Origin of the sequence: Prevotella sp. 20925_1_30 (genome assembly GCF_041433025.1) — a bacterium.
GTDB classification, from domain to species: Bacteria; Bacteroidota; Bacteroidia; order Bacteroidales; family Bacteroidaceae; genus Prevotella; species Prevotella vespertina.
In genome coordinates, this window is record NZ_JAPWAR010000003.1 from 21224 (window position 1) to 33525 (window position 12302).

Annotated in this window: 10 protein-coding genes and 1 tRNA gene; 5 read left to right on the forward strand and 6 right to left on the reverse strand. The window is 43.1% G+C overall.

Annotated elements, in window-relative coordinates; genetic code table 11:
* Positions 1 to 238 precede the first annotated feature (238 nt).
* The 5 genes from O3603_RS02050 to O3603_RS02070 all read left to right on the forward strand — a co-directional run bounded on the left by O3603_RS02050 (position 239) and on the right by O3603_RS02070 (position 8095).
* Positions 239 to 877 carry a DUF4827 domain-containing protein gene (locus O3603_RS02050; protein ID WP_273540124.1) on the forward strand — a complete coding sequence of 213 codons (639 nt, stop codon included), beginning with the start codon at positions 239 to 241 and terminating at the stop codon, positions 875 to 877.
* A gap of 60 nt (positions 878 to 937) precedes the next feature.
* Positions 938 to 2329 carry a phosphoglucosamine mutase gene (glmM, locus tag O3603_RS02055; protein ID WP_004382573.1) on the forward strand — a complete coding sequence of 464 codons (1392 nt, stop codon included), beginning with the start codon at positions 938 to 940 and terminating at the stop codon, positions 2327 to 2329.
* Between the two features lie 496 nt (positions 2330 to 2825).
* Positions 2826 to 5900: a SusC/RagA family TonB-linked outer membrane protein gene (locus O3603_RS02060; RefSeq protein WP_371520068.1), complete on the forward strand. Its 3075-nt coding sequence runs from the start codon at positions 2826 to 2828 to the stop codon at positions 5898 to 5900.
* Positions 5901 to 5912: 12 nt separating this feature from the next.
* Positions 5913 to 7463 carry a RagB/SusD family nutrient uptake outer membrane protein gene (locus O3603_RS02065; RefSeq protein WP_371520071.1) on the forward strand — a complete coding sequence of 517 codons (1551 nt, stop codon included), beginning with the start codon at positions 5913 to 5915 and terminating at the stop codon, positions 7461 to 7463.
* Positions 7464 to 7843: 380 nt separating this feature from the next.
* Complete coding sequence (locus tag O3603_RS02070) at positions 7844 to 8095, forward strand: hypothetical protein (RefSeq protein ID WP_371520074.1); 252 nt, start codon at positions 7844 to 7846, stop codon at positions 8093 to 8095.
* Between the two features lie 152 nt (positions 8096 to 8247).
* Here O3603_RS02070 and O3603_RS02075 read toward each other — a convergent pair.
* From O3603_RS02075 to O3603_RS02100, 6 genes are all read right to left on the reverse strand, one after another.
* A tRNA-His gene (locus O3603_RS02075) sits at positions 8248 to 8323 on the reverse strand.
* Between the two features lie 88 nt (positions 8324 to 8411).
* Positions 8412 to 8795, reverse strand: coding sequence for a preprotein translocase subunit SecG (gene secG / locus O3603_RS02080; RefSeq protein ID WP_009434893.1), 384 nt, complete (start codon positions 8793 to 8795; stop codon positions 8412 to 8414).
* Positions 8796 to 8804: 9 nt separating this feature from the next.
* Positions 8805 to 9578: a tetratricopeptide repeat protein gene (locus tag O3603_RS02085; RefSeq protein ID WP_155715433.1), complete on the reverse strand. Its 774-nt coding sequence runs from the start codon at positions 9576 to 9578 to the stop codon at positions 8805 to 8807.
* Between the two features lie 50 nt (positions 9579 to 9628).
* On the reverse strand, positions 9629 to 10138 hold the full coding sequence (locus tag O3603_RS02090; RefSeq protein WP_009434796.1) for an LptE family protein: 510 nt from the start codon (positions 10136 to 10138) through the stop codon (positions 9629 to 9631).
* 55 nt (positions 10139 to 10193) lie between these two features.
* A complete protein-coding gene (locus O3603_RS02095; protein WP_315087565.1) occupies positions 10194 to 11441 on the reverse strand; it encodes a sigma-54 dependent transcriptional regulator in 1248 nt (415 codons plus the stop codon).
* A gap of 161 nt (positions 11442 to 11602) precedes the next feature.
* Positions 11603 to 12088 carry a hypothetical protein gene (locus O3603_RS02100; protein WP_371520079.1) on the reverse strand — a complete coding sequence of 162 codons (486 nt, stop codon included), beginning with the start codon at positions 12086 to 12088 and terminating at the stop codon, positions 11603 to 11605.
* Positions 12089 to 12302: the final 214 nt, after the last annotated feature.

A 12302-nucleotide genomic window follows, 5' to 3' on the forward strand; every position in this document is an offset into this window, starting at 1 on the left:
AAGATGGCTTAATTTAAATGTTTTTGTGCTGCAAAGGTACGGATGATGACTTATCCTGACAATCCTCATTTATAAGGAAATTAAGGCGTATAACTCGTGCTAACAAGCAAAGGGAATGAGATTACAGCAGGCTGGCAAACGCTATTTAATATATTTTCTAATATAGGATAAGCCCTATCTAAAATACTTTTCTTACCTTTGCAAGGTATATTTAAACGATAGAAACGAAATAAGAAGGATGAAGAAGATATCATTTCTCATAGCGATGTTGGCGGTAATACTCGCTTTTGGTTCATGTAGTAAGAGCGAGACTTATGCCAATCAACTCGATAGAGAGAAGAAAGCGATGAACGACTATATCATCAAGCATAGCATTAATGTCATTACGGAAGAGATGTTTGAGAAACAGGGCTTCACGACTGATGTCACCAAGAACCAGTATGTGCTATTTAAGAACACAGGCGTGTATATGCAGATAGTAGATAAGGGGACAGGTAGGGCCATTCAGCAAGGTGAGACCGCTACTGTGCTTTGTCGCTTCCGTGAAGACAATCTTTTAAAAGACACCTTACAGCTTACGAACAATGTATTATACTTTGGAGGTAAGGTTGATAAGATGTCTGTGACAAACACAAGTGGTACTTATACTGCCTCGTTTGACCCATCTTCTAGTGTGATGTATGATGTTTATAAGACGGCATCTGTACCTGCTGGTTGGCTCGTACCATTACCTTATATTAAGATAGGACGTATCACTTCAGCAACATCAACACTAGCTCATGTGAAGTTAATTGTCCCATCACAACAAGGGCAGATAGAGGCGTCTCGCAATGTTTATCCATGTTTCTATGATATAACTTATCAGCGCGGTTTCTAACATCCAGCACATTAATATATAATAGAGGGTAGCCGACTGCCCTCATAAAGATATTCAAGCATGACTCTTATAAAATCTATTTCCGGCATCCGTGGTACTATCGGAGGTCGTGCGGGGGATACTTTAAACCCGCTGGATATTGTTAAGTTCACATCAGCTTACGCTACTTTCATTGCTCGTAAGCACCCAGGAAAGAAGCTAAAGATAGTTGTTGGGCGTGATGCTCGTATCTCTGGACCTATGGTTAAGAATGTGGTATGTGGCACGTTGATGGGTATTGGAGCAGATGTAATCAACATTGGGCTTGCTACAACGCCTACCACAGAGCTTGCCGTGCGTATGAGTGGTGCTGATGGAGGTATTATTATCACCGCTTCTCACAACCCTCGTCACTGGAATGCACTGAAACTTCTGAACGAGGAAGGTGAGTTCTTGACTGCTGCTGATGGTGCAGAGGTACTCGATATAGCTGCACGTGAAGACTTCGAATATGCTGATGTAGATGGAGTAGGGAGCTATACGGATGATAACTCATTTGATGAACGTCACATTGATGCGGTTATGAAGCTTGAATTGCTCGACCTTGAGGCTGTCAAGAAGCGTAAGTTCCGTGTGGTTGTAGACTCTATCAATTCTGTTGGTGGCGTTATTCTCCCTAAGTTGCTAGACCGTCTTGGCGTTGAATATAAGTTCCTTAATGGTGAACCAACAGGTGACTTCGCTCATAACCCAGAGCCTATTGAGAAGAACTTGACGGGTATTATGGATGAGGTAGCCAAAGGTGGCTATGATCTTGGTATCGTTGTTGACCCTGATGTGGATCGTTTAGCATTCATCCAAGAGGATGGTAAGATGTATGGAGAGGAGTACACACTCGTCACTGTGGCTGACTATATCCTTGACCATGTGAAGGGTAGTACCGTTAGCAACCTCTCTTCAACGCGTGCCCTACGTGATGTTACCGAGAAGCATGGCTGCAAGTATTATGCATCAGCAGTCGGTGAGGTCAACGTAACCACAAAGATGAAGGAGGTGGGAGCCGTTATCGGTGGTGAAGGTAATGGTGGAGTCATTTACCCAGAGAGCCATTATGGACGTGATGCACTCGTTGGTATAGCTTTATTCCTTAGCTCATTGGCACAAAAGGGAATGAAGGCAAGTGAGTTACGCAAGACTTTCCCAGAGTATTTCATAGCAAAGAATCGTATTGACCTTACGCCAGAGACCGATGTAGATGCAATCCTTGTTCGTGTAAAGGAGTTGTACGGACAAGAGAAAGACGTGCATGTTACGGATATTGATGGCGTGAAGCTCGACTTCCCAGATGCATGGGTTCATCTTCGCAAGTCAAACACTGAGCCTATTATTCGCGTCTACAGCGAGGCTAACACGATGGAGGCTGCAGATGCATTAGGCAAGAAGCTCATGCAAGTAGTTTACGATATGCAGTAGTACTCACCTTATATTATATAAGAGAAAGGATGCTTTAGAACTATTCTAAGGCGTCCTTTTCTTTTTTATAAAAGGCTATCTCCCAACCTCTCTCCATTCCGTAAGGGAAGTAGATAGCGTTGTTTATATATAGAGGATATATTCCTTTGAAAGGAAGAGGGCGTTTCTTCGGCAGTTAGAAGGCGTTTCCTTATGATGACGAGAGGCTCTCTTGGTCATGAGGAGACGCTCTCTTTCTTTCCATTCATTAGCCCTCTTCATTGAAAAGGATGGTGCTAAGTAGTACAGCCGAAGGCATTTGTCCTACTAATTTTGGATAGTCTCTTGTAGAGATATAGCCCATGACTATTCCTAAAGATAACCATGTCGTATAAAAAAGTTATCAGAAAATGTCTCAATTAGTTGCTTAATATCTAAGAATTACCTATATTTGACGCGTGATACCTACGCGATCCTAAATCATAAAAGCAATATACTAATCTAACAATATGATCTTATGAGAAAAACAAAGGAAGACCTCAAGTCTGCAAGGAAGGGCGAGAGACTATTCATGGCGAGTCTATTTGCTACATCGTGTTGCATGCTCCCAATGATTAGCCTAGCATCTCCAGCGGATAATGCTGTCATGGTTGTGCAGCAGAAGAGCAATGTAATTCATGGTATGGTGATGGACAATAATGGTGATGCCATTATAGGAGCTTACGTCGTGAAGAAGGGCGAACGCAGTGGAGCTGTCACTGATGTGGATGGTAAGTTTACGATAGATGCGACGGACGGAACCGAGTTAGTCGTGAGTTATGTGGGCTTCCAGTCTAAGACCTTCGTAGTGAAAGCGGGCAAAGCAGACTATTCCATCACGCTAGAAGCTGATAATAAAGTGCTAGATGATGTGGTAGTTGTTGGCTATGGAACCCAAAAGAAGGTGAACTTAACGGGCTCTATTGCTACCGTATCAGCCGATAAGTTGGTAAATCGCACGGGTAGTGACGTGTCGAACATGTTGACAGGTCTCATGCCTGGCGTTACTATTATTCAGAACTCCAGTATGCCAGGTAACGACCAAGGAATCCTTCGTGTGCGTGGATTAGGCACCATGGGCAACTCCAGTGCGATGGTGATAGTCGATGGAGTAGAGTCTAGTTTGAGTGCGGTAAACCCCAACGATATAGAGAATATATCGGTATTGAAAGATGCTGCAGCCTCTGCTATCTATGGCGTTCGAGCAGCTAATGGTGTGGTACTCATTACAACGAAACACGGACAGAAGGGGCGTACAACCGTCACTTATGATGGCTATGTTGGTTGGCAACAAGCCACTCGTATGCCTAAATATGTTGGTTCTTATGACTATGCGAAACTGATGAATCTTGCCTACAAGAACGATGGGCAAGCCGCACCTTATAGTGATTCTGACCTACAGAAGTTCAAAGATGGTAGCGACCCCGACCGCTATCCAAACTCTGATTGGTTGGGTGCTTTGCTAAGTGAAAAGGGCTTCTTCCATAACCATCACGTGGGTATAAAGGGCGGAGGTGACCGCGTTGTCTACTCTTTAGCGATGAACTATTTTGATAAGGATGGCTTGATTTATAACACAAACTACAAGAAGTTTAATATCTTAACCAACCTTGATGCACAAATAAATAAGCGTGTTAAGTTGTCAACGAATCTCTCGCTCTATCGTAGTAAGCAAACCTCTCCTGCAGAAGGGGTGAGCAACTTGATGCATTATGCCTTTAGAGAGGCGCCTACAACAGCCATCCAATATGCAAATGGGCACTATCCTCTCTTCAAAAATGAGCATAACTCGGTTGCTTCCGCTCGAATGGGTGGAACGAGTACAAACGTTGTGACGAGTGTTCAAGGTAATCTTGGATTGACGGTAGACATAGTTGATGGCTTGAAATTCCGTGGTATTGCTGCTTCTTCATTCAGCCTTTCTGATAATCCTGTACATAGTATGTCAATGCCATTCTATGGTATCAATGCGGGTGGTGAATCGTTGGTAAAAACCACACAAAGCTATATCTCAGAGTACGATATCAAGTATTTTGAGACGAACCTACAGGCTTATCTCGATTATAACAAGACCTTCGGGAAGCACAGCATTAGTGGCTTACTGGGTTTATCTCAGATCTATCAGCAAACACGTTACCTCTATGCGATGCGCAAGAACTTACCCAATAGCCTCAGCCAGTTGAGTGCTGGTGAAGTAAAAGGGCAGAGTACAAATGGCAATGAGGTAGAGTATGCATTGCGTTCAGCCTTTGGCCGCTTGAATTATGTATATGCTGATAAGTATCTCTTCGAGGCTAACTTGCGTTATGATGGTACTTCACGCTTCCCAAAGAATAAGCGATTCGGTGCATTCCCGTCCTTCTCTTTAGGTTGGAGAGTATCTGAAGAAGCCTTCATGCAGTCTACTCACTCGTGGCTTAACAACTTGAAGTTGCGCCTGTCATGGGGATTGCTTGGCAATCAAGAGACCGTTAACTCTGATGGTTCCGTCAACTATTATCCTTACCAGAACACTTACAGTTACGGTTACGATTACAGTTACAACGACCAGTTGCAGTCGGGTATCTCCATCTCATCACGTATGGCAAACCCTAATATCACATGGGAGAAGACGGCACAATGGAACTTCGGTATTGACGCTACTCTCTTCAGTAACCGCTTGAACTTCACGTTGGATGTGTTCCGTAAGGATACGCGCGATATCCTTTTGCAGCTCCCTGTTCCTGGTATCTTGGGTGTTGACCCTCCTATGCAGAATGCTGGTAAGGTGCGTAACACAGGTTTCGAACTTCAAACGAGTTACAACAATCATGTCGGCGACTTCGTCTATTCTATAACAGGAAACTTCAGTTATGTGCATAATAAGATAGTCGACCTCAGTGGAGGCGATGTACCTGGGCAGTCGGTAGGCGACCCACTTTGGGCATACTATGGCTATGTGTGCGATGGAATATTCCGTTCACAACAGGAGATAACCAATCATGTTAGGCAGTCGATGGGCGATCCCGTACCAGGTGACTTGAAGTATCGTAATCTCAATGATGACGATAAGGTGGACAGTAACGACCGTAAGATTCTAGGTTCATACTTCCCTAAGATCAACTATGGCATTAATATCAACTTGCAGTATAAGGGCTTCGATTTCAGTGCAGTGCTACAAGGTGCAGCCGACGTGAAAGGCTTACCAGTGCCCGAGATACGCTATGCCTTCTATAATGGTGGTAAGGTGACAGACAAGTACCTCGATAGTTGGACAGAGGATAACCCAAATGCTTCGATGCCACGACTATCTATGACTGACAAGAAGAACAGGCTTATTTCGAGCTTCTGGGTACAGGATGCTTCTTACTTGAAGATGCGCAATATCCAACTCGGATATACGCTCCCTGCAAAGCTAATGAGCAAGTATGGAGTTAGTAGGATGCGTATTTATGGTAGCATAGATAACCTCTTTACCATCTCTAGCTTCGATAGTGTAGACCCAGAATTAGTTTCTGGTAGCTACTACCCATTGACGCGTAATTATACTATAGGGCTTAACATAACATTCTAAAAGATTATAATCATGAGAACAAAATATAGTATTGCTGCTTGCTTGTTTGCGCTAGCTTTCCTTACTTCTTGTAATGATAGTTTCTTGCAGCGTGACCCTAAAGATGAGTATTCTGACGTATCTTTCTGGAAGACTCCAGCGGAGGCAGAGAAATACGTGACTGGTATAAATCTATATCTGGTAGCCCCCGAGAACCACACCATTATGACGGATTGTTACACTGATAATGCCGTCCCTGTGCACGTGGGAGCAGAGCAAGGATCGCTGTCAGCTGGTACGGCGGTGTCGACGAATAGGCATTTCCAACAGGTTTGGGATGCTGCCTATGAGGGTATCCGACGTTGCCTGGTGTTCTATCAACATATAGATAATGTGCCCATGGCGGCTGCTGATAAGGCAAGACTTACGGGGGAAGTGCAGTTCCTAGAAGCCTTCTTCTATTCAACATTGATGAAGTTTATGGGAGGGGTGCCTATCCTTGATCACCCGTTGTCACTGAATGAACCTATGCCAGAGCGTGCTACGGAAGAAGCTACTTATAATTACATTGTAAGTCTACTTGACAAGGCTGCACCAGCATTGCCTGATATCCGTCAGAGTAGCGATCACGGCAAACCTAGTGCGGGTGCTTGCTATGCGCTCAAAGCACGATTGGCACTCTATGCCCATAAGTATGACGTGGCTGAGCAAGCCGCTAAAAAGGTGATGGACATGGGGGTATATGGCTTATATAACAATTATGCAAACCTCTTCCAGCCTGTTGCTGAGGACTGTAACGAGATTATATTCGACCGCGAATACCTGTCGAATCCTAAGAACTCCAGCGAGGGAAGCATGATAGGACTGTTCTTTGCACCTATTGTAATGGGTGGTTGGGAAGCCTTGTCGCCAACGCAAGACTTAGTGGATGCCTATCCTTGCACTGATGGAAAGTCCATCCAAGATTCGCCACTCTATGACCCTAATCATCCGTTTGAGCACAGAGATCCCCGCTTAGCAGCCTCTATCCTATGGAATGGTTCGATGATTGCTGGACATGAGTACACGACGAATAGTATTGGTGATGGCAACCACACACGCACGGGCTATTGTATGCGTAAATATATGAATCCAGAGAACGATGGTATCAATAATTACGACTGGACAAACTTCATTTATATCCGCTATGCAGAGGTGCTACTCACTTATGCTGAGGCGCGTAACGAGCAGCTTGCCTCACCTGATAACCAGGTCTATGATGCGGTGAATGCTATTCGTCAACGCCCTAGCGTGAATCTCCCAGCATTAGCTTCTGGTATGACAAAGGATGAGATGCGTGCGGCAATTAGGCTTGAGCGTCGCCTAGAGTTTGCCTTTGAAGGCATACACTTGTTCGATACCCGTAGCTATAAGACGACGGAGGCTGACGTGAAGAAACCCGTTTATGGTATGCGCCCTGACGGCACGAAGTTCCTTGTAGAACAGCGTAAGTTCAATCCTAATCGCGATTATCTGTGGGCTATCCCATTGACTGAAGTCGATCTTTCAAAGGGAGTTCTAAAGCAGAATCCTAATTGGGATTAAGTCCCCTGATACCTCATAGAGAAAGCCGTGCTACGAGTAATGAATCGTAACACGGCTTTCTTGCATTATAGCTGTTTATGATCTACTAAAATCGATACATACGAGTAAGCGTTCTGACACGTATGTGTTAACGCCACTGACACATACGTGTTATTGCGCTGAATCGTATGTGTCATCACGCTGACACGTATGTATTAAAAAACATGGGTCTTATGAGTCTGCATTTGAACTTATTAGTTTCAAGATAATTCTCACTTATTCTCAAGAATATTCCCACTTATTCTCAAGGTGGAATCTCACTTATTCTCAAGAAGCCTCCTACTTATTCTCAAGGTGGAATCTCACTTATTCCGTGGAAAGAGGGTAGAGGCTGTTAGCTGATGATTATTGCTAAGAGTAAGTCCTTTTCATGGCTTATATTAGCGCAGTATGTGCTGTTATTTCATAGCTCTTCACGTTTTATAGAGCTATTCGGATGGGGATTAAGCCTTTATAGTAGTCTTATCAGCGCATTATCTGCAACTCCTCATTCATTCTTCCGATTCTCCTTATTAGTCAGCCCTAGCTTCCGTTATCAGTCGTCCTATTTCTTCCTATTAGTTCTTCTAGCTCTTCCTATTAAGTTCTTCTAGGCTCTGTTATTGGTTGTCCTAGCTCTTCTTATTAGTTCTTCTAGGCTCCGTTATCAGTCATCCTAGTTCTTCCTATTCGTTTTTCTAGCTCTCCTTATTCAATAGACTATAACGAAAAACGGAAGACCTTATATAAAGTCTTCCGTTTTTAAGGGTGGAGGGTGGGACTCGAACCCACGACATTCAGAACCACAATCTGACGCTCTAACCAACTGAACTACATCCACCGTGTTGGCTATTTCTCTTTAGCGTGTGCAAAAGTACGGCTTTTATTTGAACTGACCAAATATTTCCCGTACTTTTTTAATATAATTCCTTACTTAGCAGGCGCAGCTGGAGCCTGTGGAGCGTTGCCCTGCGCACCTTGTGCTGGGGTAGCTTGCTTTTGCTGACTTGCGCCAAAGTTAGGTAAGTTGTTAGGATTTGTTGCGTTATTGCCCGTTGCAGCCTTCTCTATAACGCTCTCATCTGTGTTTGCTGTTGGAGCAACATATGCGCTTGCAATACTGATAACGACCATTGCAATTGCCAAACCCCATGTAGCTTTCTCTACGAAATCAGTAGTCTTGCGAACTCCCATGATGGCATTAGATGAAGAGAAGTTAGACGATAAACCACCTCCCTTTGACTCTTGAATCAAGACAACTCCTATCATCAAGAGAGCAGCAATCACAATAAGAATTACGAATAACGTGTACATTTTCTTGTCTTATTTAATATTGTTATTTATTATCAATTTCTCTAAGAAACGTATTTGATCTGCAAAGTAACGATTTTTTTTCGGATATACCAAATTTAATCGCTTAATAATTTCCAGTGCCTTGGAATATCTACCCTGTTTGATGTATATACGTGCCAAAGTCTCGGTGAAGTAACCAGTATCCTCTGTTTCAGCCGCTTCATCATCGTTGTTATCCTCGGGTTCGTATTCTGTTTCCTCTTGTAGGGTAATTTTACCACCCTCGTTATTGATGAAGTCATCAATTAGCTCTTGTCCTTTCAGCTGCGGCGTTCGATCTTGCTTCTGCTCGCTCTCGCTTTCAAGTAAGTAAGCTACGTAATCAACAGTAGCATCAGCAGGTGTTGGCTTTCGATGAGGTGTTGCCGTCTCTTCGCTATTATCTTCTGGGATTTGATCAAGGAAGGAGTCAATGAGCGAGCGAGTACGATCTTCTTCTGCTTGTTGTGTAGGTTGCTTGTCGTCAGAAATAGTTTTCTGATTAGTTTCTGCCTGCTTCTCTTGCGTTGCCAGTTGATAGTGGATACCCTCAACAAGGTTAAAGAGTATGCGACAATCAGAGATATAGACAGCTGCCCGCCGCAATTCATCATCAAACGTAGGGTCATGCATTAAGAAGAGATTCTGCAACAGAAGGATGCGTGCTGGCTGATAGTAAGGATATAGCGCAAGCAGACTCCTAAGGTTGTATAGGGTCTCCTTGTTCAGTTTCTCCGGATGTTTAATGAGGTTGGCAATATCCATTGGTTGATGTGTGATAGACGATGATTATTCGTGAATAGCGTTTTTTCGGATTACCAGTTAGCTACTGTTGCATTGAAAATCTGGTCAGTTAAATCCTTTATCATATCCGTAACCAACTTCTCTTGTACGGAGTTTAGGTTTTGCGTAGTAGAGTAACTAGACGTTGCAGTAAACTGGCGTTCGAAATCTTCCTTATGGTTTGTATTATTCGTAAAGCGCACATTCACCGTTATCGAAAGTTCCGTCTGAGCCGAGTAACCCTCGCTAGACACACTCTTATTGCGTTGTTGGTACTGCGTTATCTCGCCTTCTATCTTCATATCACCATTCCGCTTTACTTGTTGCAAACGTGTATGGTTAGCAAAGACATCCTTCAGTTGATTGTTGAACATTGGTCCCATTGGCCCCCATACGTAAGCAGATCTGATAGGGAAGTCAGCTATCTGTATCGTGTGCACTTTGTCATAATTGATACTTGCACCATTAAACTTATAGGAAACACTGCATGCCGCCAATAGAAGTATGCAAATAATAGCAAATCCCCATTTGGCTGGGTGCATTGACTTAAATCTCTTTCTATTATTCATCTTATGTTAGAATCGCTCTGTGAGGTTCTTATTCTATAGAATCTTTATCCAATCCATACTGTTTGATACGGCGATAGAGTGTGCGGTCACTGATACCGAGCTCTTGTGCAGCCTTCTTCCTGTTACCATGATTGCGCTCTAGAGCTTTCTCCACTAATTGCTTTCCAATATCGTTAAGATTGAGCGTCTCTGGCTCTGATATTTCCTCCGCTACCGCATCCTCAACTTGTTGTAACGGGGTCTGAATAGGCTGTTTGTCAGGAGCAGTAGGTAGATTCGGTGTTGCTATAGGAGCTGGTTGGAAGCCACTTGCACCATTGAGTTGTCTACTCTCTTCTAACTGCTTCCGTACGTTGTTAAGGTCACGACGTAAGTCACTCACGTTGCCCCTTAGCTCGTATAGAATCTTATACAATATCTCTCGTTCGCTCTCATAACTTGGCGAACCGTTGCCGTTTGGAATAGTTGCCAACTGCGTACTATCCTGATCGCGGGGAATAAAGTGGAGTAAGGTCTCAGCGTCAATCTCCCGCTTCTCGCTCAGTACAGACATCTGTTCCGTAATGTTCTTCAACTGCCGAACATTACCCGGCCACTTGTATTGCAGCATTATTTGGCGTGCCTCCTCAGTCAGAGTAATCTTCGGAAGACGATACTTCTCTGCCATTTGCATAGCGAACAGACGGAAGAGCAAGATAATATCTTCCCCGCGTTCTCTAAGTGGTGGCATCTGAATAGGAATCGTATTTAAGCGGTAAAACAAGTCCTCTCTGAACTTACCTTCGCTGATAGCCTTACGCATATTGACATTCGTTGCGGCAACAATGCGCACGTCTGTCTTACGAATCTCCTGTCCACCCACACGTATATATTCTCCCGTCTCCAGCACACGCAACAGTCGTGCTTGTGTTGCGATAGGCAATTCGCCCACCTCATCGAGGAAGATCGTACCCTTATTAGCTATACCGAAATATCCCTCGCTCTCACCGATAGCACCCGTAAAAGAGCCTTTCTCGTGACCAAAGAGTTCGCTATCGATAGTTCCCTCAGGGATAGAACCACAGTTAATTGCGAAGTATTTCTCCCTTCTACGTGGTGAGTTATCGTGAATTACACGTGGGATAATCTCCTTACCGACACCACTCTCACCGATAATTAATACAGACAAATCCGTAGGCGCAACTTGAAGTGCTACGTCTAAGGCGTGATTCAGCCCATCGCTGTTACCTACGATGTTATATCTCTGCTTGGTTTGTTGTAATTCTCTTGTATTCATTCGACTGACAAAATTACCTATTTAATTTGAATAAGCTGCAATATTGGCAGACTTTAACAACTCCTTTCAGCTGGCTTTTAGGCTTTACTAACTTGTATGAGGCACTCTATATATTCAGCTAATATAACAAAAAAGAGTCTAACCAAATCAGGAAAAGTCAATCATTTGTCATGTTCCGATTTGTAAGTCGTATATACTAACCAATTACGAATAGCTTTTATATTATATGAATGGTCATAATAAATCGTTAAGACCAATACAGGTTTTACATCAATATGGTATATAGATGTAGAAAACAGATTGGGTTTTTCTTTTTTTATTTGAATCCGATGCTCCCTATAATAAGTGTTTCCTGAATATACAGTATCCAGCATCTCGGTTGTGGACATCAGTAATTCTTTATGTCCACCATAGCTGGAAGTAAAGACCTCACGACCCTCTTGATAAAATTTAATTACTTCTTGAGAGTCTTCTTTTCTTTCTTCGATAATTGTTGTTGTGTCATGATTCTCGTATAGTTTATAAGATTTGACATTATCTATAGGGACTAAAACATGTTGAGTTTTAGAATTACATGATTCCCACACACCAATCCCTATAATCAACACGCAATAATTAATAATTCTTTTTATATTCTTTAAAGACATGGTCAAAGGTGTTTTTTAATTTACTATTTTGTTTAATAATACTGTCTTAAATAGAATGGAATCCATGTATTACCTCTTGTGTTAGAATAATCAAAGATAGAAGGAAAAGCCATACGCCTTTGCACCAGTCTTAGGTATGTACTTACCATTTACGAATGTCCATAGAGTTTCAAGCAATGAAACGCAGCGTTCCATAGGGTGAAACGGTGGGTTT